Genomic DNA, 26,576 nt, shown 5'->3' on the forward strand with positions numbered 1-26,576 from the left:
ATTACAAATTTTTACAAAAAATGTACTCTCTGGGTACACAATCAATCTATCTATTACAATGAAATTGATATATAGTTTACTGTTGGTCCTTAGCGGATTGATAGTAGTAAACGCACAAAAAACTTATACGGTTGAGGGAACTGTTCAGGATTTCCATGACAAAAGCATGCTGGAAAATGCTGAAGTGAAAATCGGTGATTTCAGTACCAGAACAGATAAAAAAGGTAAGTTCTCATTCAGTAAAATTCCTGCGGGAAACTATGTTCTCATTGCAAAACATCCCGATTGTCATGATTATACTGAAAATATAGGAGTTGACCAGGATTTGCATTTGGGCATTACCCTGGAACATCATGTTGAGGATATCGAAACCGTCACCATACACGGAAGCCATAAAACCAACGGTTCTTTGATTATCAAAACCCTTGACAAATCTGAAATCGAAAGAAATTCTACAGACAATCTGGGGAATCTGTTATCAAAAATTTCAGGGGTTACGGCTTTAAAAACCGGAAATAATATTTCAAAACCTATTATCCACGGGCTTTATGGTAGTAGAATCAATATTCTTAATAACGGGGTAAGGCTTGCCGAGCAGGAATGGGGTGTAGAACATGCGCCAAATGTTGATATCAACAATTTTCGGCATATCGATGTTGTTAAAGGAGCTTCAGCCCTAAAATACGGTAGTGATGCCATAGGTGGCGTCGTGATTATGGAACCTGAGATTTTCCCTAAAAAAGATACTATAAAAGGATCTGTAAATCTTTCGGGAATTTCAAACGGCAGAGGACTGGGTTTAGATGTTGACATTGCCAAAACATGGAAAAACGGCTGGGCGGTAAAATCCGGAGGATCGATCAGGAAATTAGGGGATCAACATGCTCCGGATTATAACCTGATGAATACGGGAATGGATTTTTCATCCTTTAATTTTACCGTTCAGAAAAATAGTTATGAACAGGGAATTTCCTTTGATTATTATCTTACCAATCAGAATATCGGGATTTACAGAGGTTCCCATATGGGAAATAATAATGATTTTTATAATGCGACAACTTATAAAATTCCGGTATATACAGGAACTTTCAGCTATGATATTGATAATCCGAGACAGCTTATAGAGCATCATATTGCGAAAGTTTCCGCTTTCAAAAGATTTGAAAATATCGGGAAAGTATCTGCTACATATAGTTTTCAGTATAATCACAGACAGGAATATGATATCAGAAGAGGAGAACTGAAAAATACTCCGTCTCTGGATCTTGCCTTAATGACCCATCAGTTTAATCTGAATGATTTACTTGAAAGAGAAAAATGGTCTCTGGAAACAGGGATTGATGCAAGCTTTCAGAATAATTATTCTGATCCGGCAACCGAAGCAAGACGCCTGATTCCTAATTATGATAAATATGCGGCAGGAATTTATTCCATATTCAAGTATAAACTTTCTCATAACCTGAATGTTGAAGCAGGAGCAAGATATGATTTCACCCGTTATGATGTGACGAAATGGTATGATAAAAGCGACTGGGAGAAATTATATGCAGATTCTTATCCGCAGTTTTATGTGAAAACCAATCAGAACAGGATTCTGACACGTCCGCAGCTGGATTATAATAATATTTCTTTCAATGCAGGGCTGGAGTATCATCCGAATAATAACTTCAATCTGAAATTCAATTACGCAAAAGTAGGACGAACTCCTAATATCGCAGAGCTGTTTTCAGACGGACTGCACCATTCTGCGGCAGTAATTGAAATCGGGGATATAGGACTGAAGAATGAGCAGGGGCACCAGTTTAATTTGGTGGCTGATGCAAAATTCAATGTACTGCGCGGCCTGAATGTTTCTGTAAACCCTTACTTTTTCATTACCAAAAACTTTATCAATGAAATTCCCACTGGGGTACAGAATACCATCAGAGGAGTATTCCCGGTATGGAGCTATCAGCAGATTGATGCAAAAATGTATGGTATAGATGTAGATGTCAACTGGAAACTGACAGATGAGCTTTCTTATATAGGAAGAGGAAGCTATTTATATGGTCAGGATGATACCCATAACGAACCTTTGATCCTGATGATGCCGCCAAATTTTTCCAATGCGGTTCAGTTTAAAAAGGAGAGCTGGAACAATTTTTATTTCAGTCTTGAAAATCAGACATTCTTAAAACAAACCAGATTCCCTGTGCATAATGCCTCAGTTACCATTTATGAAAATGGCGATGAGGTAGAAAAAACAGTGGATCTCAGCACACCTCCGGGAGGATATTCACTCTGGAATATTCAGACCGGAATCAATATCAGTAAAAACCTTTCTGCCGGGCTTATTGTTAATAACCTTTTCGATGTTTCGTACAGGGATTACCTGAATCGTATGAGGTTTTTTGCCGATGAAGCAGGAAGAAATTTCATCCTGAATGTTAGATATCGTTTCTAATATTCACCAAAAACAAATCAGAATTTTAAAAATTTTAAATTAAAAAAAATGAACAATCTATTCAATACCAAAAATATAATCAAGTTACTAGCCATTTTATTCATCACTTTTTCAATTGTATCCTGTCAGAGGGATAATTCTGCAGAAGAAGATGATATTCCTCAGGAAGAGCTTACCAACATTGTTTTACTGGTAAAAGATGTGGCCGCAAATACAACAACGCCTTATAATTACAGTATCGGTGCAGGCGGGGCACAATCTATCAAACTGGAAGACGGTAAAACATACGAAGTGGAGGCACAGTTTAAAAACGGAAACGAAGACGCTACAGGAGAAATCAGAGATGCTAAAGATGAGCACTTCCTGGTATATAATTTTCCTAATTCCGATATTGTTCTTACCCGTACAGATGATGCGTCATCTACCCGAGCAGATGGAAAACGTGTTGGCCTTAAAACAACCTGGGTAGTTAATAAAGCCATAAAAAATGCATCTGCAACAAGTCAGTTGATTTTGACCCTGTATCATGAGCCTACAGAGGTTTCTGAAGACCATTCGGTAAGTGGAAACGGTGTGATATATGGAACTCAGACAGGCGGGGAAACAGATGCCCAGGCAAATTATAATATTATTAATTAATATATCTTTAATCTTGTTACAAAAACCACTGAATTTTTTCAGTGGTTTTTTATTTAACAATATTTGGCTTTTTAAGTTGATTTTAATTGAGAGATTTTCATAAAAATTTCATATTTTTGCAACCTAAAATTTTAATCAATAATGAAGGTTACCGCACAAAACCATGATGATGTAAGTGCATTGCTTACAGTGACATTGGAAAAATCTGACTATAAAGAAAAAGTAGAAAAGCAGTTAATTAATTATGCTAAAAATGCGCAAGTTCCTGGTTTCAGAAAAGGGAAAGTGCCTTTAAGTATGGTTAGAAAACAATATGAAGCAGGTATTGCATTCGAAGAAATCAACAAGCAGGTTTCTGATGCTTTGAACAACTATGTAAACGAAAACAAGTTAAGATTGGTTGGGCAGCCTGTTCCACAACCTGTAAATGATTTCAATCATAATGCAGAACAATTGGAAGTTGCTTTTGAAGTTGGGTATGAGCCTGAATTCACAATAGATTTAGCAAAGTATGAAGCACCTCACTACAACGTAGAAGCTTCAGAAAAAGAAATCAACAAAAGCATTGAAAATATGCAGAAGCGTTTTGCAGAGCAGGTTCCGCAAGATAAAATCACTAAAGATTCTTATATTGCTTTAGAAATTTCTCAGGTAGTGGAAGAAGATGCTGAAGGAGAGCACCACCACCATCCAAAAAATGCTACAATTACTGCTGAAAACAAAGAAGCTTTCAAATTGGTGAAGTCTTTGAAAATGGACGGATCTGTAAAAGTATCTAAAGAAACCCTTGCTTCTGACGAAGAATTGGCCAAAGAATTAGGATTCAGCAAAGAAGAAGTTGAGCACCTGCACCACGCTGAAGTTGAAGTGAAAGTAAAAGATTTCTACGCTTTAAATTTGGCTGAGCTTAACCAGGATTTATTTGATAAAGTATATGGAGAAGGAAATATCAAATCTGAAGAAGAGCTTAAAGAAAAAGTAAAAACTGAATTGGATGAGTACTTCCAGCAAAATGCTGATGTACACTTCGTGAATAAAGTATTGGAACAAATCACTGAAAAAGAAGAAGTAAAGCTTCCTGAATCTTTCTTAGTGAAATGGTTATTATTCTCTAACCAGAATATCCAGTCTGAAGAGCAGGCAAAAGAAATTCTTGAAGCAGAGAAAAAACAATTGAGCTACCAGATCATTGAAGGTAAACTGATGAGTGATAACGATATCCAGTTAGATTATGCTGATGTATTGGGACAGGCTGAGCAATTAGTAAGAAACCAGTTGGCAATCTACGGAATTCATCATTTAGGAGATGAAGAAATTCAAAAATATGCTGTTGAGATGTTGAAAGACCAGGAGCAGGTAAGACAGATTTCTTCTGAAGTAGCAATGACGAAGTTGAAAGATGTAATCCTTGAAAAATCGACTAAAAAAGAAACTAAAATTTCTCACGACGAATTTTTAGAAGAACTTAAAAAATAATTTATTTTAAGATAAATATTTTAAAACCATCGGTTTTCCGGTGGTTTTTTTGTTGAAAATTGATAGATCCTATATCGTTCAATATTCATATATTTACGCTTTAAATTAGATATATGAAAAAAATAATCATTCCGTTTTTCTGTGCTGTGCTTTTTTCCACTTCTGTAGCAGCACAACAAACGACTGCTGCCGCTAAGACGGAAGCAACAAAATCGAAGCTAAGCCCTAAAGACGTAATTGATAATTACCTTAAAGCGTTAGGTGGAAAAGATAAATTGGAAGCTGTAAAAACTACTGTAATCGATAATACACTTTCAGTACAGGGGATGGAAGTTTCTATGACGACCAAGAAGATGGGAAACAAATTCAAATCTGTACAAAGTGTAATGGGACAGCAGATGACTCAGCTTTTTGACGGTGAGAAAGGATACTTTGACCAGATGGGACAAAAAATGGATATCCCGGCTGATAAAATTGCTGATCTTAAAAAAAGCAAAATAATTGATGCACTAGGATATGACGCCTCTAATTTCCAAACGGTAAACGTAGAAAAAATAGATGGTAAAGATTATCATGTTTTGACTTCCGAAAAAGGCAAATTTTACTTCGATGCAGCTACAGGTTTATTATACAAATCTGAATCAAAAGAAGGTAATGCAGTGGTAAAAAGCTATATGACAGTAGACGGGCTTAAGTTCCCTGCTGAAATAGATGCAGAAGGAAACGGCCAGAAAGTAACAATTAAAACAACAAAAGTAGTTCTTAATTCAGGAGTTACAGATGCAGATTTTAAATAGGAAATAATTAATATACATCAAAAATGCCGGACATTGTCCGGCATTTTTGATGTATAACTCTTTTTAACTCAATGGTAATCAAGAGCCATATTCTTTCTTCCATTCTTCAGCAGCACCACTCAAAACATCATAAAACTCTTCACCATACTTTCTGATTAAAGGCGTTTTTAAGAATTTATAAACCGGTACCTGAAGCTCTTTTCCTAGGGCACAGGCGTCACTGCATACACTCCATTCATGGTAATTCAATGCCGTAAAAGAAGAATATTCTGTAACCCGGATAGGGTACAGGTGGCAGGAAATCGGCTTTTGCCAGTCTACAGCCCCGTCTTCATAAGCTTTCTCAATTCCACATTTTGTAATTCCTTTTTCATCAAAGGTGACATAAGCACACTCACGGTCTTCAACCATTGGAGTCACATACATCCCGTCCATTGGATCGGTAGTCCATGTTCCCTGCTCTTCAAGGGCTTTTATTCCTTCCGGGGTAAGATAGGGCTTTATCTGATCAAAAATACGGTCTAAAATTTCAAGCTCATTTTTATCAAGTGGAGCACCTACATCGCCTTCCACACAACATGCACCTTTACATTTCGTAAGGTTGCAAACAAATTCTTCGGAAAATATATCCTCGGAAATCAATTTATCGTCTATCTGAATCATAATCTTTTTTAAAATAATTGAAAATATGTACCTATTTTGAAGGTAACCAAACTAATAATAATCAGCCAGAAGCTGACTTCACGCATCCAGTATTTGGGTAAAAACCGTAACATTCTGCTCAGTATGATACTTGAAGGAAACGCCAGCAGCAATAAGTATTCATAGGTGGTGTTCATATAAAGAATAATGGTCACCAGTTGAGCTAACGAAAAAACTAATAAAAAAGTATATTTATATCTGCTTATGGGGCTTTTCTTATTATAATTCTGAAAATGATCATAAACAGCATAGATAAGCATTAAAACAATAGGAATTAAAGGAAATAATCCCCTGTAATCCGTTATTGGCTTCATTTTTCCGAACGGAAAATAATCCAGGTTCCACGAAGTGAAGTTGAAAAAGAACATCAGGGAAAAATAACTGAATGCAATCATCACAATCCCCAGAAGAAACCTGAAAAGATTTAAAGTAATTCGCTCGGAAGTAGCGATTACGTGAACGATTACAAAAACAGCCATTGGCCAGGTCGTAGGCAGAAAGATAAAATTCAGTGCTGCAATAGAACCCACCAGGACGTAAGATTTTTTCCGGATGTCTTCATCAGTGCTTGTTAAAAGAAGTAAAAGGAACGAATTGGTAAGCAGTGCTACCGCAATTCCGATATCCAGGCTACCGGGATAAAGGCCGAAAATAAAAATCGTATATAAAAATAAAGGCAGATGAGTCTGATAATTAAGGGCTATCGTATGAAAACAAAAATAAGCCAAAGCAATTCCAAGAAAAGTAATTCCGGCAATAATTGCTTCATAAGTATTGAAATTCAGTATGTTAAATATTATTACTATTAAAAGAAGAAAACCAATATAAACAGGGATTGAAAAAATATTGCTTTCTTTTGAAAGTAATTTAAACATTTTTTATAAATTTGTACAAAGTTAATTTAAAAAAGGAAAATAATGACGTCTTTCTTTCTATTCTTAAGCAAAGTTTTCAAATGGAGTTTTGGTTTCTTTGACACCTTCGGAAATGTTTTAAACTGGATTCTATTTACTGTTTGCTGTGTGCTGTTCATCTATTGGTGTTATGTATTGGTAGTAACATTAGGTGGTGATAAAGATAAAGACTATTATTCTCCAACGGAAGGTAAGCATCCTTACTACGATCCGTCAATCTACAAAAAAGAAGGTTAATTAATTGGTTATATAGTAAAAAGCCGATCAGATTTTATTTGATCGGCTTTTTTATGATTAACGATTAAAATTTAGCTGTTTTTAGTCATGGATAGGAAGTACTACAACCGGAATATGAGAACTTTTGGTAAGCCCTTTTGTTAAGCTCCCTACAAATACATCATAGATTCCGCTCCTTCCATGTGAACCCATCACAATATAGCTGGCATTTTTTGCTTTGGCATATTCCAGAATAATATCTTTAGCTATTCCTTGCTTTAAAAGATGTTCACAATCTACATCATGGGCAATAATTCTCTGTTCAATTTTGTTGAGCTGAACCAGTTCTTCTCTGATTTCGTTTTCTTCAACCTCAGGAAAATACTGGTAACCCATGTCGCCAATGGCAAAGCCAATGTCTGATGGTGCAACGTGAATTAAATTAATTTTGCCATTCACTTCCTTAGCGAATTTAATTGCGCCGTCTACAAGCTGATCTGTTTTATCCCCAAAATCTACGGGTAATACAATATTTACCATAACCTTTAATTTTGTTATCTAAAGTTAAGGAAAAATTGTCAGAATCTGTGTTAAATAACTTATAATATTCGGATGTCAAGCATCTTTTCATTTTCCATGAATGCTTCCAGGATATCATTTTCTTCTACTTTTCCTACCCCTTTCGGTGTTCCTGTAAAAATAAGGTCACCCACTCTGAGCGTAAAATATTGAGAAGCAAAAGCCACAATATCATCAAAGCTGAAAATCATGTCTTTCGTATTACCGTCCTGTACTTTCTCTTTATTCTTAAACAATGAAAATTGCAGTCCGCTAAGGTCATACTGATCTTTTTTAAAGAAATTTCCTACAACAGCAGAGCCGTCAAAGCCTTTGGCCAGTTCCCATGGAAGCCCTTTAGATTTAAGCTGACTCTGAAGATCCCGTGCTGTGAAATCAATTCCAAGGCCGATCTCATCATAATGCTTATGGGCTGTTTCTTTCCGGATGTATTTACCACCCTTTGAGATTTTCAGAACGACTTCCAGCTCATAATGAATATCATTTGAAAATTCAGGGATATAAAAATCATTTCCTTTTAAAACTGCCGTGTCAGGCTTCATAAAAATGACCGGATTCTCAGGGATCTCATTGCCGAGCTCTTTTGCATGCTCGCTGTAATTTCTTCCTATACAGATGATTTTCATAGCTTTCTAAATATTTATATATTGTTTTGCCGTCAAGAGACAAAATTATTTAATGGGTAAACTCGTTTTCACAATAATAACACACGAATTTATGGCTTGTCAGAAGAGAAACTCCAAAGAAACTCGTAGCGCTGTCGTCCCTGTAAATATGATTTGATCCACATTTCGGGCACACAAAATCAAACTTTGGATTTTCAATGGTATGTTCTACCTCCAGCGAATATTTTTCGTTATCCTGATAGTCCCGTAAGACCTGCTGTGCCTTTTCCACATCTTCTTCAAAAACCTGCAGCTGGATTCCGCCTACAGTCTGGGATAGCAGCCAATCCGACTGAATAAGCTGTTCGTTGGCAATGAAACTCTGAATATCATTTTCAGCCAGGATCTGCTTGTCCCGGTTGGCTTCAAGAGCAGTTTCATAAAATTTAAAACGAACTAATTCTGACATTTTTTAAAATTTACCGGATAACTGGATTTTTGTAAAAATTTTCTTGGTATAAAGCGGGAAATCAGCATTCTGAAGCCATCCGAAATACCCAAGGTCTTTCTGAAAAACAGCCTTTACACCCTGCCCCTTATATTTTCCGAAATTGAAAACTTCCTCCATCTTTTCATTATAGCCGATAAACCCGGCTAAATCTGCATTTTTATTGTGGAAAGTAAATTCGCTTAATGGAGCAATCTCATTGGGAATATCTTCATATTTTCCAACCTGGGCGTCCAGAACCTCAAATGTCGCCATGACATCTGCCTCTGCAGAGTGGGCATTTTCAAGTGTTTTCCCACAGTAGAACTGATAAGCGGCACCAAGGTTCCTCGGTTCTTTTTTATGGAAGATCGTCTGTGCATCTACCAGTTTGAATTTATTTAAATCAAAATCAACACCTACTCTCAAAAGCTCTTCTGCCAGAAGCGGAACATCAAAACGGTTAGAATTAAAGCCTCCGAGATCTGCTCCGGAAATCATCTCCATTACTTTTGAAGCAATATCCCTGAAAGTTGGGGCATCCTTTACATCTTCGTCGTAAATTCCATGGATCTCACTGCTTTCTCTGGGAATAGGCATTTCCGGATTGATACGCCATGTTCTGCTTTCTCTGGAAGCATCAGGATTTACTTTTAAAATACAGATTTCCACAATTCTGTCCTTACCGATATTTGTTCCAGTAGTTTCTAAATCAAATATGCAAAGAGGTTTGTATAATTTTAAATTCATTTTTGTAAGTTATGAGTTGAAAGTTATGAGTTACGAGTGGATGTTACAGCTATGGTTATTCCATAACTGACCACTCGAAGCTCATTACTAATTAAGTTGTTTCTGAAAAATAATTGATATTAAAATATAGTAAATAATCACCATCGGAATTCCTACGCTTTTAAAAATAATTAAAATAATGACAGAGCCGATCAGCAAAGCCAGTTTTGGATAATTATCCTGAAGCTTCATCGATTTGAATTTCATTGCAATCATTTTAACAGGACTGATTAAAAGCCATGATGAAACAGCTGTCAGAATAATGAGATATACTTGATTTTCAAAGAGAAATTCAAAGCTTCCCACTTCTTTGTTGGCGTAAAATAATCCGAAAATCAAAATGGTATTTGAGGGTGTATTTAATCCTTTAAAATAATATTTCTGATCTTCATCCAAATTGAAAATGGCCAGTCTCAGACATGAGAAAAGAGTGATGAAAAGCCCCAGATAAGGTATCCATAGATGGTCATTTGCAAGTATAGATGCATACTTGATGGATTCTAAAGGATCCCTAAAATCGATTCCTGTTAATGCTACAACAATTGTTAACCCAGGAATCAGTCCAAAACTGACCATATCTGCCAGAGAATCCAGCTGAACTCCCAGGTTGGAATTTGCTTTTAAAGCTCTTGCCACAAAACCGTCAAAAAAATCTAAAATCAATGAAATCACAATGCAGACTGCAGTCGTTTCATAATCACCTGAAATAAGATGGATGGCCCCTACACACCCGGAAAACAGGTTTCCCAGCGTGATGGCGTTGGCAAGATTGTTTTTAATGAAATTCATAGCCACAAAATTACAGTTTTTAAAAATTCTGAATCAAAATAATATGAACTAAAAAATACATTAATGTGAATTTGATGTAAATTTGCCGGATGAAATTTTTTAAAGAATTTAGAAAACAGGAAGTTCTGGCATTATTGTACAGGATTTTTTTGGCATATGTTTTTTATCAGATTGCGAGATTTTTATTCTGGTATTTCAATAAAGACCTGGTCAGGGTTGATTCTGTTTCAGATTATTTCAGTCTTTCCTATCATGGGATTGCATTTGATACGACAGCAATTTTGTATGTGAATTCTTTATTCATTCTTCTGAGCCTTATCCCGCTTGTCATCAATACCAAAAAAGGCTACCAGGGCGTTTTATTCTGGTTGTATTTTATCACCAATGGAATAGCTTATGCAATGAATTTCGGTGATTTCGTATATTATAAATTTTCACAGACGAGGCTTACTTCGGCTGCATTTCAGGTAGCCCAGCATGAATCCAATATTTTTAAAGTATTCACCACTTCTATTGTACAAAATCCCTTCATTCTGATATGGTTTATTCTTTTAATGGGATTATGGGTTTTTCTGTATAAAAAAGTAAAAGTAACGGAGCATAAGCCTTTAAAACTGGTTCCTTACTTTATTTTATCAGTGCTTTGTCTTTGCGGAGTTGCTGTTTTGGTGGTTGGTGGAATTCGTGGTGATTTTAAACACAGTACAAGGCCGATCAACCTTGTAGATGCCAATCGTTTTGTGAAGCTTCCACCACAGGGAAATATGGTATTGAACAGCACTTTTTCATTTTTCAGGACATTAGGGACAAATAATTTTAAAGAAGTTCATTTTGTAGATGAGAAATTTATTGATGAAAATATTCAGCCTTATAAAATATACGACAGAAAAGTAGCGAGCCGTCCGAATATCGTTATTTTCATTGTTGAATCTTTCAGCCGGGAATATTCCGGGGCATTTAACAAGGATAAGCATATAAAAGATTATGTTTCCTATACTCCTTTTATAGATAGCTTAGCTAATGAAAGTCTTATTTTTCCCAATACTTTTGCCAACGGGAGACAGTCGATTCACGGAATGAGCAGTGTTCTTGCCGGGATTCCTAGTCTTACGGATGCTTTTACGAGTTCTCCGTACTCCAATCAGAAAATACAGTCTATTGTTTCAGTTTGTAATGAGCTGGGCTATGACACTTCCTTCTATCATGGAGCTCCAAACGGGTCAATGGGGTTTTTAGGCTTTGGAAATATTCTTGGATTTAAACACTATTTCGGAAAGACAGAATACAATCATGATGAAGACTTTGACGGAATGTGGGCGGTCTGGGATGAGCCGTTTTTGCAGTATTTTGCTAAAAATGTAGGAAAAACCCAGCCTTTTATGGCAACTGTTTTTACGGCTTCTTCTCACCATCCGTTTAAAATTCCGGAGAAATATAATGGTAAATTTAAGAAAGGGAGAAACCAGATGCATGAGCCGATACAGTATACGGATTATGCCATTAAAAAGTATTTTGAAACGGCTAAAAAACAACCGTGGTTTAATAATACCATCTTTGTGTTTACAGGAGACCATACCAATCAGATCTATTATCAGGAATATGAAAAAGCAATGAACCGCTTCTCTGTCCCGATTATTTTATATTCCCCGAATCCTGCCTATAATTTAAAGGGTATAAATCCTGAAGTAGCACAACAAATTGATATTTATCCGACATTGGCAGACCTGATCGGGTATAACAAAAAGGTAAGAAGCTGGGGAAGAAGTCTGGTAAGTGATAAAAAATATCCGGCTATTATTGCGAATTCCGATGGTGGAGTAGAGCAATTTATCATTGGCAATTACATCTATCGTTTTGATGGTAAAAATGTAATTGGGGTATATGATAAAGCTGACTTAGGATTGGAGAAGAATCTTATGGACCAGCTGAAAACCCCGGAAGTTGAAAAAGGAAAAGAAATAGCCAAAGCCTGGTATCAGGATTATATGGATAAAATAATTAACAGAAAACTGTATTAATGTTTGGTCAGTGTTTAATTCTAAAAATTGGTATGCGTATTGTTATATATGCCTAGGATAATAAAAGTTTTTGTTTGTTTGAAATTAATTTATATTTTTAGCAGTAAATAGACAACAAAAATAATTTATTGGAATTAAAACAATAAGAAATATGAAAAAATTATTATTAACATTAGTGCTTTCTTTATTTGGTGTACTATCTTTTGCACAAATTGAAGGGAAATGGAAAACAATAGATGATGAAACCAAGCAGGCAAAATCTATTGTGGAGATCTATAAAAAGACAGACGGTAAGTATTACGGGAAAGTATCTCAGTTGCTTATAAAACCTGCAGACCCGAATTGCTCGTCCTGTAAAGATGACAGAAAAGGGAAACCTATCTTAGGAATGGAAATCATCAGAGGCCTGAAAAAAGACGGTGATGAATTTACAGGAGGAACAATTACAGATCCGAAAACAGGTAAAACATACAAATGTACCATTACAAGAAGTGGAGACCAGCTGAATGTAAGAGGATATCTGGGAGTATCTATACTGGGAAGAACGCAAACTTGGCAAAAAGCAAACTAATCCGGTTTAAATAAAATTAATAAACGGCATTTCATTCAAATGAGATGTCGTTTTTGTTATGGGTATAATAAAAAAAACACTATTTTTGTAGTCTAAATTTTTCAAAAAAATATGGCAGAATATACTTTTCGTGAGGTAATTGCACAGGCAATGAGCGAGGAAATGCGTAAAGACGAATCCATCTATTTAATGGGTGAGGAAGTTGCAGAATATAATGGTGCATATAAAGCTTCAAAAGGAATGCTGGATGAATTTGGCCCTAAAAGAATAATCGATACACCCATCGCTGAGCTTGGTTTTACAGGGATTTCTGTAGGAGCAGCAATGAATGGAAACAGGCCGATCGTAGAATTTATGACATTCAATTTTTCTTTGGTAGGAATTGATCAGATTATTAATAACGCGGCAAAAATCCGTCAGATGAGTGGAGGTCAGTGGAACTGTCCGATTGTTTTCCGTGGTCCTACGGCTTCGGCAGGACAGCTGGGAGCGACGCATTCTCAGGCTTTTGAAAATTGGTTTGCCAACTGCCCCGGGCTTAAAGTAGTGGTTCCTTCAAACCCTTATGATGCAAAAGGATTATTGAAAACAGCAATCCAGGATAATGACCCCGTCATCTTCATGGAATCTGAACAGATGTATGGCGATAAAATGGAAATTCCTGAAGAAGAATATTACTTGCCGATTGGGAAAGCAGATATTAAAAAAGAAGGTAAAGATGTGACTTTGGTTTCTTTCGGAAAAATCATGAAGCTGGCTATTCAGGCTGCTGAAGATTTAGCTAAAGAAGGAATATCTGTAGAAGTTATCGATCTTAGAACAGTTCGTCCCTTAGATTATGATACCATTTTAGAATCTGTAAAGAAAACAAACAGACTGGTGATTTTGGAAGAAGCGTGGCCGTTTGCCTCCATTTCTTCTGAGATTACTTATATGGTACAGCAAAAAGCATTCGATTATTTAGATGCCCCTATCAAGAGAATTACTACTCCTGATGCCCCTGCACCTTATTCAGCTGCCTTATTTGCAGAATGGTTCCCTAAGCTTGAGAAAGTGAAAGCAGAACTTAAAAATGCGATGTACGTAAAATAGATCATAGAGAAAAACTTCCGAAAGGAAGTTTTTTCATTTATTATATTCATGAAGAATAATTCTTGAGGTCATAAAATTAGTATAAATTTGCGCTTTTAAAATTAAATAAGCTGATATGGCAGAAGTTACTGAAGGTGGTCATCATTTTGACATTAAAAAACTTTCTTTTATTGGAGTTTTAGTCTCTCTTGGAATTGTTTTCGGAGATATAGGGACCTCGCCGCTTTACGTAATGAAAGCGATTGTGAATGCAAGAGACGGAGGTAGCAACATGCCTTTCAATGAATATATAGAAGGAGCTCTTTCCTGTATTATCTGGACCTTAACCCTCCAGACTACCGTAAAATATGTTATTATCGCTTTAAGGGCAGATAACAAGGGAGAAGGTGGTATTTTAGCATTATTTTCTCTTGTAAAAAACCTTAAAAAAGGCTGGCTGTATCTTGTCGCCATTGTAGGGGCTGCCGCTCTTATAGCCGATGGTGTTATCACACCTTCACTTACAGTAATGTCAGCCATTGAAGGTCTTGAAATCTATAATCCACATACCCCTGTTGTTCCTATCACCATTGGGATTTTAATTGTAATCTTCGTAGTACAGCAATTTGGGACCAGTTTTATCGGAAAGTTTTTTGGCCCTGTAATGGTTGTCTGGTTTCTGGTTTTAGGAGGTTTGGGAGTAATGCATTTAAGTGAAAATTTTGAAATCTTAAGATCTTTCAACCCTTATTATGCTTACAAGCTTATTGTAAACTCTCCCAGCGCAATTGTGATCCTTGGAGCCGTTTTCCTTTGTACGACCGGAGCGGAAGCTCTTTACTCGGATCTGGGGCATTGCGGTGCTAAAAATATAAGGGTAAGCTGGGGCTTCGTGAAAATCATGCTTATTTTAAACTATCTTGGACAGGGAGCCTGGCTTTTGACCAATTATGGAAAACCTGGTTTCTCTGTAATAAATCCTTTCTTTGGAATTATGGAAGAATGGATGATTGTTCCTGGGGTTATTTTAGCTACTGCAGCAGCAATTATTGCCAGCCAGGCATTAATTACCGGATCCTTTACTATTTTCTCGGAAGCAATGTCTCTCAATTTATGGCCTAATCAGAAAATTGATTATCCATCAGGTGTTAAAGGGCAGATGTATATTCCAAGAATCAATTGGGGGCTTTTGATTCTTTGTGTTATTGTGGTGCTCCACTTTAGAGAATCAGGGAAAATGGAAGCGGCATACGGACTTTCGATTACCGTGACAATGTTGATGACCACCATATTATTAATGTTCTGGTTACTGAAGCACAGAGTCAATAAAGGGCTTATTTTATTCTTTGCGATGGTTTATATGGCTATCGAACTAGGTTTCTTCAGTGCTAATATTATTAAATTCTTTGAAGGGGGTTGGATCACCGTGATCTTAGGTGGATTTATTGGAGTTTGTATGTATGCATGGTACAACGGGCGATTAATCAAGACCAAGTTCATTAATTTTGTGAAGATTGATTCCTATGTTTCAATTATTAAGGATATGAAATTGGATGAAACAATCCCTAAGTACGCGACCAATCTTGCCTATTTAAGCAGAGCCAAAAGAAATGATGAAGTAGAATCTAAAATTATTTATTCAATCATCAAAAAGCAGCCAAAAAGAGCAGACCATTATTTTATTTTAAGTATTGTGAACCAGGAAGATCCATATACTTTTAAATATACGGTCGATGAAATTCTTCCGGGAACGGTTTATAAAATCAATTTCCTTTTAGGATTTAAAGTTGACAGAAGAATCAATGATTATTTCAATATGGTTTTAAAAGATCTGATGGCTGACGGAACGATTCCTTCAAGAAGCAGCCACCCGTCTTTAAGAGCTCATAACATTCCACCGGATCTCAAATACGTGGTAATAGATAACACCTATATCAACGATATACTTTTAACTGTTAAACAGAAGATTACCCTTAATATTTACAACTTTGTGAAGTATATAGGAAGTGATGATTTCAAGTCCTGGGGAGTTACCTCACACAATGTGGTAGTGGAGTCTGCCCCTATTACAGAACTGACAGTTTACGATAATAAAATCGAACAGGCCGAATTTTTGCGTCACAAGAGTTAAGATCCTTTAACAATAGAGTCTAATATTTATTTAAATAAAAATCAATAAATTTGTAGATAATTTTTTTGATGGATACGATACAAAAAGAAAAAAATATTGCTTTAATCAAAGATGTTTTAAGAAACTATTTATTAGAAAAAGGTTTCAGAAACACTCCTGAAAGATATACGATATTAGAAGAGATTTATAATATGGATCATCACTTTAATGTGGATGATCTGTATCTTCTGATGATGCAGAAAAAATATCATGTTTCTAAAGCAACGATTTACAATACTATTGAGATTTTCCTTGATGCGGGGTTAATCCGTAAGCACCAGTTTGGTGAAAAAACACTTACTTCATCATCTTACGAAAAGTCTTATTTTGATAAACAGCATGATCATCTGGTGATTTACAAAAAAGATTCTGATAAGGAGATTGAAGAGATTATAGAGTTCTGCGATCCTAGAATTCAAGGCATTAAAGAAGCAATTGAAGAAGCATTTGGCGTAAAAATTGATTCTCATTCGCTGTATTTTTATGGCACTAAGAATGAATAATCAATGAGACTGATTCTTTTTTTGTTATTTTTTATCTCCACACTTTCACTGGTGCAGGGTCAGCAAAAACCTGCACAGAGAGATCCCTATTTACAAAACTCTGTGAAAAATCAGCCTCAGCAGCTGAGACCTGAGGATAAGGTGAAAATTATTCATGCAGATTATATTAAAAAAGATCCTGCAAAATATGACGGTAACCAATATCTTCAGGGAAATGTGAAAATTGAGCATCAGGGCTCTATCCTTACCGCCGATGAAGTGGTGCTATACAGCGAAGAAAACTTTGTAAAAGCAATTGGAAACACGAGGCTACAGAATACAGACGACTCTGTAATTACTGCTGCAGAAATGGAATACGACGGGAATACCCAGAAAGGTGTTGCCCGGAAAAATGTGGTTCTTACCGATCCGAAACAGACAATCCGAACAGATATCTTGTATTATGACAGGCTTTCTAACCAAGCCTATTTTAATACCGGAGGAACTATTTCTGATGGTGAGAACGTCATGTATACAAAAACCGCAACGTATTTTCTTGATACCAAGATGATTGATTTTGTTGGAAATGTAAAAATAGACAGTAAAGATTATATTGTAGAAGGAGCCAATATTAAACAAAACCAGAATACCAAGGTTGCAGAGTTTTTCGGACCTACTACTATTACCAACCGTGCCAATCCCAAAAACAGAGTATATACCGAACGAGGTACGTACAAAATGAATTCTAAAGAGGCCTATCTTAATAAAAATTCTAAAATTTTTTACAATGATAAAATTCTTACCGGTGACGATATGTATTACAATCAGATCACAGGTTTTGGAACAGCAACGGGAAACGTTACTTTAGATGACCCTCAAGAGAGAAGATGGATAAAAGGGGGGTACGGAGAGATCTTTGAGAAGAAAGATTCTGCAATGATGACTAAAAATCCTTATGCAGTAAAAGCTTTTGAAAAAGATTCTATTTATTTTGCTGCTGAAAAAATTATTTCTTTCCAGAAGCCGGATACTGCAGATGCTACAAAAAAGAAGAGTTTCCTGAGAGCCTTCAGAAAAGGAAGATTCTATAAATCCAATGCCCAGGGAAGAGCAGATTCAATTGCCTTTAATGAAACTGACGGGGTGATGCATATGTATACCGAGCCAATTCTATGGAGCGGACAAAAACAGGTAACCGGGGATAAAGTGGAAGCTTACTTCAATACAACGACTCAGGATCTTGACTCTCTGAAAGTAATAGGAAATGCTTTTGCAATAAGTAAAGTAGATTCTCTAAACCTGAAAGATGAATTCAATCAGGTGAAAGGAAAGCTGATGACCGTTTATTATCAGAACAACGATATTAAAGAAGCAAAAGTAATCGGGAACGCCCAATCAATTACCTATGCAGATGATTTCAATGAAAAAACAAAAGAAAACGAAAGAATAGGGATATCCCTTACTTCCTGCGGAATCATTGATGCTATATTTGAAGAAAAGGCTATACAGATTGTTTCCTGTAATATAGGTGCAACTTCCGATACTTATCCTATGAGTAAATTAGAGCCTGAAAAAAGGAAGTTTCCGGATTTTAACTGGAATACAAAAGACCGGATCATGAAATGGCAGGATATTCTGGTGGATACCCCGAATCATGAGGAAATAAAATATGAGGCTGACAATACATTATATAATCAGGCACAGGAAGCTGTAGAAAAAGAAAAAGCTAAAGAAGAAGCTAAAAAACCTAAACGTACAAGAAAATAATTCAGTTTAGGGAGCTAGCTTGCATGATCGGAATTAAATTTTTTCTATAAATTAAAAAATCGGCCATTTTCTTAAGAAAATGGCCGATTTTTATACAATAAGGCTGGTGGAAGTTTATTTGTTAATGATATTCAAAAGTTTCATTTGCTGGAAAGTACGGTTAATTACGACGGAACGAATAAGGTTAATCTGAATCTTTCGGTATTTTCAGTTCAGGTTTTTATCAAGGGCGATTCTTTTATTCTATCAGGATAATTTCGGCATTTAATGAATGTTTTTTAGCTTTGCTGAAATTTTTACAGGAATGGAAATGCAAAAAGATTTTTTTAGCTATCAGGCACAAACAACAAAATTTGCAGCCGGCTTTGAAGTTGATAAGGCGGTAGGAAGTTATATTTTCGGGACAGACGGGAAAAAGTACCTGGATTTTGTAGCAGGAGTTTCTGCCAATACACTGGGGCATTCTCATCCTAAAGTTGTGGAAGCGATTAAAGAGCAGGCAGATAAATATCTGCATGTAATGGTGTATGGAGAATATGCGCAGGAAAAACCGGTTGCATTATGTAAATTACTGGCAGAGGCTACTCCTGAACCATTGGAGATTACCTATCTCGTAAACAGTGGGGCCGAAGCCATTGACGGAAGTTTAAAGTTGGCCAAAAGATATACAGGAAGAGAAGAAATTATTTCGTTTAAAGACTCATACCATGGAAATACCCATGGAGCATTGAGTGTTTCCGGAAATGAATTCCACAAAAGGGAGTTTCGTCCTTTATTGCCGATGGTGAGCTTTATTGAATTCAATAATGAAAAAGACTTTGATAAAATTACAGAAAAGACGGCCTGTGTAATCCTGGAAACCATTCAGGGAGCAGCGGGATTTCTGGTGCCGGATAATGATTATCTGATTAAATTAAAAAAGAGATGCGAGGACGTGGGAGCTCTTTTAATTCTGGATGAAATTCAACCCGGGTTTGGAAGAACAGGGAAGTTATTTTCTTTTGAGCATTATGGGGTTGTTCCTGATATTCTGGTGATGGGAAAAGGAATGGGCGGAGGAGTACCCGTTGGTGCTTTCATGAGTTCAAAAGAAATTATGGATTCCCTGTCACATTCCCCTAAACTTGGGCATATTACCACTTTCGGAGGAAATCCGCTGATAGCAGCTTCCAGCTATGCAACACTGAAAGAAGTTCTGGAAAGTGGTTTGATGGATCTTGTAGGTGAAAAAGAAAAATTATTCAGAGAGCTTCTGGTACATCCGAAAATTAGAAATGTCAATGGGAGAGGGCTTATGCTGGCGGTAAACCTCGGCTCTCCGGAATACACTTTAGATGTCGCTAAAAAATGTATGGAAAAAGGATTGATTGTTTTCTGGCAGCTCTACAGAAATGAGTACCTGAGAATATCACCACCATTGACAATCTCTGAAGGTGAAATCAGAGAAGGCTGCCGGATTATTCTGGATGTTTTGAATGAAAACTAATTAACAATTGAGGGTTTATAGTTGAGAGAGTAATTCAATGTGAATTGATAAATTATTAATTGAAAAGTGCATATAGTTTTAAAATAAAAACTTTGAACTCGGGTTCAAAACGATCAGCTTTGTACTCTCAATCTTCAATTAAATATGCATTGCATCGTAGTTTTTCGGTTTAAAAATAACGTTTTATAGTGATTTAAAATCTCTGATAAAAATCATGCATATTATGTAAAAAAGTAAATACAATTTTGTGTAATAAAAAAATTAATTTATATATTGCGGGACGATTAAAACAAAGATTATATGGCGAAACATAAAGTCCATTACGAATTTCCAATGCATTGTCTTTCAGAGATTCTATATGAGTATCTGGCAACAGCAGAGGGATTATCTGAATGGTTTGCGGATGAGGTAGTAGAGAAAGGGGATGATTTCTTTTTTAGCTGGGGTGGAGGCCCTGCTGAAAAGGCCACTTTGATTAGATATAAGCCGGAAGGTTTCGTGCGTTTCAGATGGGAAGAAGATGAAGGAACAAAAAATTTCTTTGAAATGACGATCACAATTGATGATATTACAGAAGACTTAGCTTTAAATATTACAGACTTCTGTGAAGAAGGTGATGAGGAAGAAAATGCAATGTATTGGGAAAACCTTATCGAAAATCTTAGAATAAAATTAGGTGCAGCATAGCCTGAAGTTGTATAAATGGTAAAACTGATGAACGATTTATCGTTCATTATTTTTTTATAAATAAATCATACATTGGAAAATCAATATTTTACTTCAAACGAATTGAATGTGAAAAACAGGGCGTTTCTTTCCGGAGACGCAGTGAAAGTTTCTTTCTTTGTGAGGGAGGGAAGGCTTATTATAGATGAAGAATGCTATTTCTTCCTGATGGCTTCTATGAGAAAGATGAGAATGAATATTCCATTGGCCTATACCCTTGAGTTTTTTCAACAGCTTTTTCAAAAAGAAGTGATTGAAGAGAAAGGAATACAGAACGGGATTATTAATTTTCAGGTGTTCAGAAATTCAGATGGGATGACCTTGGCAAAATCATCAATTTCTTACTTTTATGAAGTGGATGAAAAAGAAGACGTATTGGCTGTTCATCAAAGGCCTCTGGAATTGGATTTGATTAAAGAAATTAATGTCAACAACAATCTGTTGAGCAATATAAGGGTTCATTGCCCTGAAAATATCTATGGCAGTATTTATGCCCAGGAAAATGACCTGGACGACGTTATTCTGCTTAACCCCAATAAGAGAATTGCCCGTTCCACTTCAGGAAATCTTTTATTTTTAGACGGAAATATCATTAAAGTGCCGAAGCATTCAGAAGGAGCTTATATCTCTCCTTTATTGGAAAATTTTGTCACTTTTTTACATAAAAATAACCTTGCGGATATCCAGGAACATGAGATTATTGCTTTCGAATCTCAGAAAGCTGAAGAAATTTTAATGGTTTCAGATGAGAAAGGCATATTTTCTGTAGGTAAAATAAGAAATAAGACTTTTGAAAGCTCCCGTTTTTTAGAAATGGTAGAAAGCTGGAAGAAAAGTTTTTAATTGACAAACCCGGTAAACAACAAAGTCCCAAAGTCCTTTACCGGGTTTTATTCTGAATAGATCAGAATTTGTTTTTTATGGATACTCGTTGATAACCTCTACGAATTTTTGTGCAATTTCTTTTTGTCCCTTTTCACTGGAGACATATTCTCTGTCTTTCTTATTGTTGATAAATCCAAGTTCCATTACCACTGCAGGAGATTTAGATTCTCTTAAGATATGCAGGTTACGTTCTTTGATTTCGCAAGACCCGAATTTTTTAGAAATTTTTTCTGCCAGATTCCGGGAACCATCAGTATTTTGAACGTAAATTTCCTGTCCTTCCTTAGCGGTTTCTTTTTCAGGATTACTGTTCATATGTAAGGAGATCACCAGCTCAGGATTCAGTTTATTAATCTGATTTGTTCTGTCTGTAAGAGTGGGGAAAGCATCAGAAGTTCTTGTTAAAACAATTTCATATTTTTCTTGTTTTTCATTCAACTTTTGGATTTCTTTTGCGATATTTAAAGTGATATTTTTCTCATAAATACCGCTATGATTTGCCCCCAAATCATTTCCGCCATGTCCGGCATCAATGATAATATACTTTTTGCTGATCGGGGTAAAGGATAAAAATGCTGTCGAAAAGAGAGATAAAGCAAGTAGTTTAATTCCTTTCATTTCAATGATTTTTGGTTTCTCAAAGAACGGAATTTCTTTCTTAAAAATTGGTTAAGGGAAGCTTAAAATTTGTTAATTTTTTAAATCACTTAAATTTGAAAAGGTGATACTAGTTTAGAGAAATGTCTTTAGGAGAATTGGCCCACAATAAATATTCGCCACCCAGATTCTGCATAATAGATTTCCAGAGGGTCTGATCATTCGGAAGGGTGTAATCTAAATTGTAAATATCCACTACTGTCCACATTTTTTTCTGAATCTCACGGTCCAGCTGTGATGCAGACCATCCTGAATATCCTGAAAATATTTTAACATCGTTAATGCTTAGCTCTCCACTGAGAACGGAACTGATTATATTTTCAATATCTTCAGTCAGATAAAATTCATCAGTAATCTCTGTGTAGATTTCAGTAACTTTCTTTCCCTTTACAATAAAGAATACCTTATCGTTTTCTACAGGGCCCCCGTCATATACCTCAATTTTAAAGTCAAAAAAGCTTTTGAACTTAGTACTCATCTGACTGTTTTTCTTGTTTAATATCAACCCAAATGCACCGCTTTCATCGTGTTCAATAATAAGCACTACTGATCTGGAAAAAATATCACCGGAAATATCAGGGGTGGAAATTAATATTTTACCTTTGTATGAGTAATTCATACTCAAATTTAATAAAAAATATTTATGGAAAACCTTCATGATAAAAGAAAAGTCTATGACAAATCCCAACTTATTGAAAGTGAGATAAAACAAAATCCCATTGAGCAGTTCAGGGATTGGTTTCTTGAAGCATCGGAAAATTCAAGTATTTCGGAAGCCAATGCAATGGCACTTTCTACCGTAGAAGATGACGGCTGTCCAAGGACCAGGATGGTTTTATTAAAGGCCTATACACATGAAGGATTTATTTTTTATACCAATTACGAGAGTAAAAAAGGAAGGGCAATAGAGAAAAGCCATAAGGCCTGCCTTCATTTCTTCTGGCCCAGCCTGGAAAGACAGGTTATTATAAAAGCCGATCTCGAAAAGGTTGCCGAAAATCTTAGTGACGGATATTTTCATTCGCGGCCAAAAGGAAGCCAGCTTGGTGCTGCTGTTTCTCCACAAAGTCAGGTGATTCCGAATAGAGAATTCCTGGAAGAAAAGCTTAAAAAACTTGAAAAGCAATATGAAAATACCGAAGTGCCAAGACCTGAAAATTGGGGTGGTTATTTAGCCAGACCCTATGAAATTGAATTCTGGCAGGGCAGACCAAACCGCTTACATGACAGAATTATTTACGAATTGGAAGATCTGGACTGGAAAATCTCCCGCTTAGCTCCGTAGAATTGGAATGTGGCTTCGAGTGCCTCAGCCACCGTTGTGTTGAAGGTATTGCTTACAAAATACAAAAAATTGGTGGCTGAGGCTCTCAAAGTCACCACTGTGTAAGTAATCGGTTGTGAAAAATATAACAAAAATTGGTGGCTGAGGCACTCGAAGCCACCAATTTTTTCCAATAAAAAAACCTCATCAATTGATGAGGTTTGAATTTTTTTAATCTGAATGATTATTTTTTCTTAGCACCGGAAACTGCATTTGATAAATCAGCACCAGCCTTGAATTTAGCAACTTTTTTAGCAGCAATTTTGATTGGTTTTTTAGTTGCAGGGTTAATACCTTGTCTAGCTGCTCTCTCAGCTACTGAGAAAGTACCGAATCCTACTAAAGAAACTTTTCCATCTTTTTTCTTTAAAGTAGAAGTTACGTTAGAGATAAAAGATTCTAGAGCAGACTTAGCTGCAACTTTAGTGATTCCTGCATCTTTTGCGATTGCGTCGATTAATTCAGACTTGTTCATAATTTTTAATATTAAAGTTGGTTCGTAATTATAGCAAATATAATACTATTTTCTAATTGTGCAATTATTTTATTAAAACTTGTGCAATTTTTTTGATTTTTAATGAAAAAGATTAAAATATGATAATTTGGGTTTTCACGAAAAATCTACGTTATCCGTCACTAAAATCATGCCAAATGCTTATGTGTATTGACTTTAGCATAAAATTAATATTGTTTTTTGTATTTATTAAATCTTGAATTTTGTATAAACTATTAATGCTTTTGCCGATATGATTGTAGATTCTGTAAGTAAAATCCCGATATTTTAATTTTTATAAAATTAAATAACTGGCTGTCTGGGACTTTTAAAATAAGTGCAAAACGTCTTTTTATTAATTTTTATTAATAAATTTGCAGCATGTTAATAGAAGTTTTCAAATCTAAGATTCACAGGGTAAGAGTTACAGCCTCGGACCTTAATTATATTGGAAGTATTACGATAGATGAAGACCTTATAGAAGCTGCAGGACTAGTAGTAGGTGAAAGGGTGTATATCGTTAATGTGAATAATGGGGAGCGTTTCGATACTTACATTATCAAAGGTAAGAGAAAGTCCGGAGAAGTTTGCCTGAATGGCCCTGCCGCAAGGAAAGTGCAGAAAGATGATGTCATTATTATTATTGCCTATGCGCAGATGACTCCTGAAGAAGCAAAAACATTCCAGCCGAAAATTGTTTTCCCGGATGAAAAGACAAACCTTCTTACCTGATTCATGGAGAAAAAATCAACTAATCCCATAAGATCAGTAATTACAATTGTAATTTCGCTTGCTTTTGCAGGCTTTTTTTTGTGGCTGGCATTAAGAGGGCTCGATTTTAAAGTCATACAGAAATCACTCGCCAAAGCAAATTATCTTTGGGTTTTGTTTGCTGCTGTATTTGGAATCCTGGCATATTGGTTTCGTGCGATCCGCTGGAATCTTCTTCTGGAACCCATGGGACACCAGATCTCCAATTCCAACTCATTATGGTCTATCTCGTTCGGTTACCTGATGAATCTTACCATTCCGAGAAGTGGTGAGGTGGCAAGAGCAACAGCGTTATATGGTGTTGAGAAAGTTCCGGTAGATAAATCTTTTGGAACTATTATTTTGGAAAGAGTAGTAGATCTGGTTTGTATGATGGGATTTTTAGGTTTAACTCTGATATTTAAATACAAGGCGATCTTATCTTTCTATGAAAATTCAGGAGTCGATATCAACCCGAATAAAATTCTGATCGTTCTTTTGATATTGGTGGCAGGAACCGTTTTATTCTTTACACTCAAAAAGAAATTGGCAGCCATTCCTGTTTTAGGAAAGATTATCGGTTTTATAGATGGGATTTTTCAGGGATTAACTTCAATTTTTAAACTGAAACAGAAAAGTAAATTCATTCTTTATACATTAGGAATCTGGATATCTTACTATTTTGCTGCCTATCTTGTATGTTTTGCTCTTCCCGAAACTTCAGATTTTACCATTGCTGACGGTTTCTTCATTATTGTAGTGGGAACTCTTGGAATGATTATTCCGGCAAGTGGTGGAATCGGTGCTTTCAACCTTGCGATGAAATTCGGTTTTATGGCTTTGTTTATATCTATGGGAAAAAGTGCGGAACTGGGAGGCGAAATGGGACTTACTTATTCTTTTATTTCCTTACCGCTACAGATTACAATTATGCTGGTGATGGGATTGATTTCCATTCCTATGCTGGCAAAAGCAAGAAATAAAGTGGTTTCTGAACTGGAAATTAAAGGCTGATTTTTTTAATCATATTTTTTAAATATACAGATCCGGTCATTATATCTGACCGGATTTTTTTAGCTTGATATTGGGATAATTTAACGTCAAATATATTTGGAAAATTTCCTAATCATCGCTACCTTAGATGAAACAACAGATTTATTATTATGGCAATTAATTTACAGAAAGGACAAAGAATAGATTTAGGATTTACAAAAATGACCATAGGTTTGGGATGGGATCCGAATGAAGGAAGAGGGTATGATTTTGACCTTGATGCTTCAGCAATCATGATTGATGCTGACAGAAAATTGGTGAGCGAAGAATATTTTATTTTTTATAATAATTTGAATTCTCCGGATGGAGCTTTAAGCCATACAGGAGATGACCCCAGCGGAAAAAACAGTGATGGTGACGATGATGAATCGATTATCATTGACCTGGAAAAAGTAGACAGCAGAGTAGAAGAAATTCTTTTTGTGGTGACCATAGAAGATTTTGAAAGAAGAAAACAAAATTTCGGACAGGTACGGAATTCTTACATAAGAATTATCGATAATATCAGCAATCAGGAAATCGCAAAATATGAGCTTGATGAAGACTTTTCCATCGAAACGGGAGTGGAATTCGGGAGACTGTACAAACGTGGTGGAAGCTGGAAGTTTGAGGCTTCAGGGATCGGATACAGAGCCGATCTGGCTTTCTTTTTAGAAAAATATTATAAAGGGCAAATCATCAAATAGA

Annotated in this window: 28 protein-coding genes; 18 read left to right on the forward strand and 10 right to left on the reverse strand. The window is 35.9% G+C overall.

The features are described from left to right. Positions 1–58: 58 nt before the first annotated feature. The 4 genes from PMI13_RS03300 to PMI13_RS03315 all read left to right on the forward strand — a co-directional run bounded on the left by PMI13_RS03300 (position 59) and on the right by PMI13_RS03315 (position 5,355). Complete coding sequence (locus tag PMI13_RS03300; RefSeq protein ID WP_007840693.1) at positions 59–2,443, forward strand: TonB-dependent receptor; 2,385 nt, start codon at positions 59–61, stop codon at positions 2,441–2,443. Positions 2,444–2,491: 48 nt separating this feature from the next. Continuing rightward, positions 2,492–3,082, forward strand: a complete 591-nt coding sequence (locus PMI13_RS03305) for a hypothetical protein (protein ID WP_007840696.1) — start codon at positions 2,492–2,494, stop codon at positions 3,080–3,082. Between the two features lie 141 nt (positions 3,083–3,223). Next, positions 3,224–4,558, forward strand: a complete 1,335-nt coding sequence (locus PMI13_RS03310) for a trigger factor (RefSeq protein ID WP_007840697.1) — start codon at positions 3,224–3,226, stop codon at positions 4,556–4,558. A 113-nt stretch (positions 4,559–4,671) separates the two neighbouring features. Further along, a complete protein-coding gene (locus PMI13_RS03315) occupies positions 4,672–5,355 on the forward strand; it encodes a hypothetical protein (protein ID WP_007840699.1) in 684 nt (227 codons plus the stop codon). A gap of 78 nt (positions 5,356–5,433) precedes the next feature. Here PMI13_RS03315 and PMI13_RS03320 read toward each other — a convergent pair whose 3' ends face one another. Beyond that, complete coding sequence (locus PMI13_RS03320; RefSeq protein WP_007840704.1) at positions 5,434–6,018, reverse strand: DUF3109 family protein; 585 nt, start codon at positions 6,016–6,018, stop codon at positions 5,434–5,436. An 8-nt stretch (positions 6,019–6,026) separates the two neighbouring features. Further along, positions 6,027–6,932: a DUF6427 family protein gene (locus PMI13_RS03325; RefSeq protein ID WP_007840706.1), complete on the reverse strand. Its 906-nt coding sequence runs from the start codon at positions 6,930–6,932 to the stop codon at positions 6,027–6,029. A 42-nt stretch (positions 6,933–6,974) separates the two neighbouring features. Here PMI13_RS03325 and PMI13_RS03330 point away from each other — a divergent pair, with 42 nt between their 5' ends. Then, a complete protein-coding gene (locus PMI13_RS03330) occupies positions 6,975–7,208 on the forward strand; it encodes a DUF6341 family protein (RefSeq protein WP_007840707.1) in 234 nt (77 codons plus the stop codon). A gap of 81 nt (positions 7,209–7,289) precedes the next feature. Here PMI13_RS03330 and PMI13_RS03335 read toward each other — a convergent pair whose 3' ends face one another. The 5 genes from PMI13_RS03335 to PMI13_RS03355 form a co-directional block, all read right to left on the reverse strand. Beyond that, positions 7,290–7,727 carry a universal stress protein gene (locus PMI13_RS03335; protein WP_007840708.1) on the reverse strand — a complete coding sequence of 146 codons (438 nt, stop codon included), beginning with the start codon at positions 7,725–7,727 and terminating at the stop codon, positions 7,290–7,292. Between the two features lie 59 nt (positions 7,728–7,786). Further along, a complete protein-coding gene (locus PMI13_RS03340) occupies positions 7,787–8,392 on the reverse strand; it encodes a fumarylacetoacetate hydrolase family protein (RefSeq protein WP_007840709.1) in 606 nt (201 codons plus the stop codon). A gap of 49 nt (positions 8,393–8,441) precedes the next feature. Next, the gene (locus PMI13_RS03345) at positions 8,442–8,840 is read right to left on the reverse strand and encodes a putative signal transducing protein (RefSeq protein ID WP_007840710.1); all 399 of its coding nucleotides are present in this window, start codon (positions 8,838–8,840) and stop codon (positions 8,442–8,444) included. Positions 8,841–8,843: 3 nt separating this feature from the next. Beyond that, positions 8,844–9,608, reverse strand: coding sequence for a 3'-5' exonuclease (locus PMI13_RS03350; RefSeq protein ID WP_007840714.1), 765 nt, complete (start codon positions 9,606–9,608; stop codon positions 8,844–8,846). A gap of 87 nt (positions 9,609–9,695) precedes the next feature. Next, complete coding sequence (locus PMI13_RS03355; protein ID WP_007840720.1) at positions 9,696–10,436, reverse strand: CDP-alcohol phosphatidyltransferase family protein; 741 nt, start codon at positions 10,434–10,436, stop codon at positions 9,696–9,698. An 89-nt stretch (positions 10,437–10,525) separates the two neighbouring features. On the opposite strand from PMI13_RS03355, the gene PMI13_RS03360 reads away from it, so the two are divergent. The 9 genes from PMI13_RS03360 (at position 10,526) to PMI13_RS03400 (ending at position 21,570) form a co-directional block, all read left to right on the forward strand. Next, positions 10,526–12,454, forward strand: a complete 1,929-nt coding sequence (locus PMI13_RS03360; RefSeq protein ID WP_007840722.1) for an LTA synthase family protein — start codon at positions 10,526–10,528, stop codon at positions 12,452–12,454. Between the two features lie 151 nt (positions 12,455–12,605). Next, positions 12,606–13,025 (forward strand): DUF2147 domain-containing protein, encoded by a 420-nt coding sequence (locus PMI13_RS03365; RefSeq protein ID WP_007840724.1) that lies wholly within the window; start codon positions 12,606–12,608, stop codon positions 13,023–13,025. 111 nt (positions 13,026–13,136) lie between these two features. Continuing rightward, positions 13,137–14,117: a pyruvate dehydrogenase complex E1 component subunit beta gene (locus PMI13_RS03370; protein WP_007840731.1), complete on the forward strand. Its 981-nt coding sequence runs from the start codon at positions 13,137–13,139 to the stop codon at positions 14,115–14,117. A gap of 115 nt (positions 14,118–14,232) precedes the next feature. Continuing rightward, positions 14,233–16,227 carry a KUP/HAK/KT family potassium transporter gene (locus PMI13_RS03375; RefSeq protein ID WP_007840732.1) on the forward strand — a complete coding sequence of 665 codons (1,995 nt, stop codon included), beginning with the start codon at positions 14,233–14,235 and terminating at the stop codon, positions 16,225–16,227. Between the two features lie 68 nt (positions 16,228–16,295). Next, entirely contained in the window at positions 16,296–16,769 is a 474-nt protein-coding gene (locus tag PMI13_RS03380) for a Fur family transcriptional regulator (RefSeq protein WP_007840733.1), read from the forward strand. 3 nt (positions 16,770–16,772) lie between these two features. After that, positions 16,773–18,515 (forward strand): OstA-like protein, encoded by a 1,743-nt coding sequence (locus PMI13_RS03385; RefSeq protein ID WP_007840734.1) that lies wholly within the window; start codon positions 16,773–16,775, stop codon positions 18,513–18,515. Positions 18,516–18,825: 310 nt separating this feature from the next. Continuing rightward, positions 18,826–20,001 carry an aspartate aminotransferase family protein gene (locus PMI13_RS03390; RefSeq protein WP_034669399.1) on the forward strand — a complete coding sequence of 392 codons (1,176 nt, stop codon included), beginning with the start codon at positions 18,826–18,828 and terminating at the stop codon, positions 19,999–20,001. A 300-nt stretch (positions 20,002–20,301) separates the two neighbouring features. After that, the gene (locus PMI13_RS03395; protein WP_007840736.1) at positions 20,302–20,688 is read left to right on the forward strand and encodes an START-like domain-containing protein; all 387 of its coding nucleotides are present in this window, start codon (positions 20,302–20,304) and stop codon (positions 20,686–20,688) included. 72 nt (positions 20,689–20,760) lie between these two features. Next, complete coding sequence (locus PMI13_RS03400) at positions 20,761–21,570, forward strand: aminotransferase class IV (RefSeq protein ID WP_007840737.1); 810 nt, start codon at positions 20,761–20,763, stop codon at positions 21,568–21,570. 75 nt (positions 21,571–21,645) lie between these two features. On the opposite strand, the gene PMI13_RS03405 is transcribed toward PMI13_RS03400, so the two are convergent. Both PMI13_RS03405 and PMI13_RS03410 read right to left on the reverse strand, forming a co-directional pair. After that, on the reverse strand, positions 21,646–22,230 hold the full coding sequence (locus PMI13_RS03405) for an N-acetylmuramoyl-L-alanine amidase family protein (protein WP_007840747.1): 585 nt from the start codon (positions 22,228–22,230) through the stop codon (positions 21,646–21,648). A gap of 109 nt (positions 22,231–22,339) precedes the next feature. Continuing rightward, on the reverse strand, positions 22,340–22,888 hold the full coding sequence (locus PMI13_RS03410; RefSeq protein WP_007840748.1) for a YqgE/AlgH family protein: 549 nt from the start codon (positions 22,886–22,888) through the stop codon (positions 22,340–22,342). Between the two features lie 24 nt (positions 22,889–22,912). Between PMI13_RS03410 and pdxH the strand changes: the two genes are divergently transcribed. Beyond that, on the forward strand, positions 22,913–23,554 hold the full coding sequence (pdxH, locus tag PMI13_RS03415) for a pyridoxamine 5'-phosphate oxidase (protein WP_007840749.1): 642 nt from the start codon (positions 22,913–22,915) through the stop codon (positions 23,552–23,554). Between the two features lie 223 nt (positions 23,555–23,777). Here pdxH and PMI13_RS03420 read toward each other — a convergent pair whose 3' ends face one another. Next, positions 23,778–24,068, reverse strand: coding sequence for an HU family DNA-binding protein (locus PMI13_RS03420; protein WP_007840750.1), 291 nt, complete (start codon positions 24,066–24,068; stop codon positions 23,778–23,780). A gap of 399 nt (positions 24,069–24,467) precedes the next feature. Here PMI13_RS03420 and panD point away from each other — a divergent pair, with 399 nt between their 5' ends. The 3 genes from panD (at position 24,468) to PMI13_RS03435 (ending at position 26,575) form a co-directional block, all read left to right on the forward strand. Then, positions 24,468–24,818 carry an aspartate 1-decarboxylase gene (panD, locus tag PMI13_RS03425; RefSeq protein WP_007840751.1) on the forward strand — a complete coding sequence of 117 codons (351 nt, stop codon included), beginning with the start codon at positions 24,468–24,470 and terminating at the stop codon, positions 24,816–24,818. 3 nt (positions 24,819–24,821) lie between these two features. Beyond that, positions 24,822–25,850: a lysylphosphatidylglycerol synthase transmembrane domain-containing protein gene (locus PMI13_RS03430; protein WP_007840752.1), complete on the forward strand. Its 1,029-nt coding sequence runs from the start codon at positions 24,822–24,824 to the stop codon at positions 25,848–25,850. A gap of 149 nt (positions 25,851–25,999) precedes the next feature. Next, positions 26,000–26,575, forward strand: coding sequence for a TerD family protein (locus PMI13_RS03435; RefSeq protein WP_007840753.1), 576 nt, complete (start codon positions 26,000–26,002; stop codon positions 26,573–26,575). The last annotated feature ends 1 nt before the right edge of the window (position 26,576 follow it).

Source organism: Chryseobacterium populi, from assembly GCF_000282115.1.
GTDB classification, from domain to species: domain Bacteria; phylum Bacteroidota; class Bacteroidia; order Flavobacteriales; family Weeksellaceae; genus Chryseobacterium; species Chryseobacterium populi.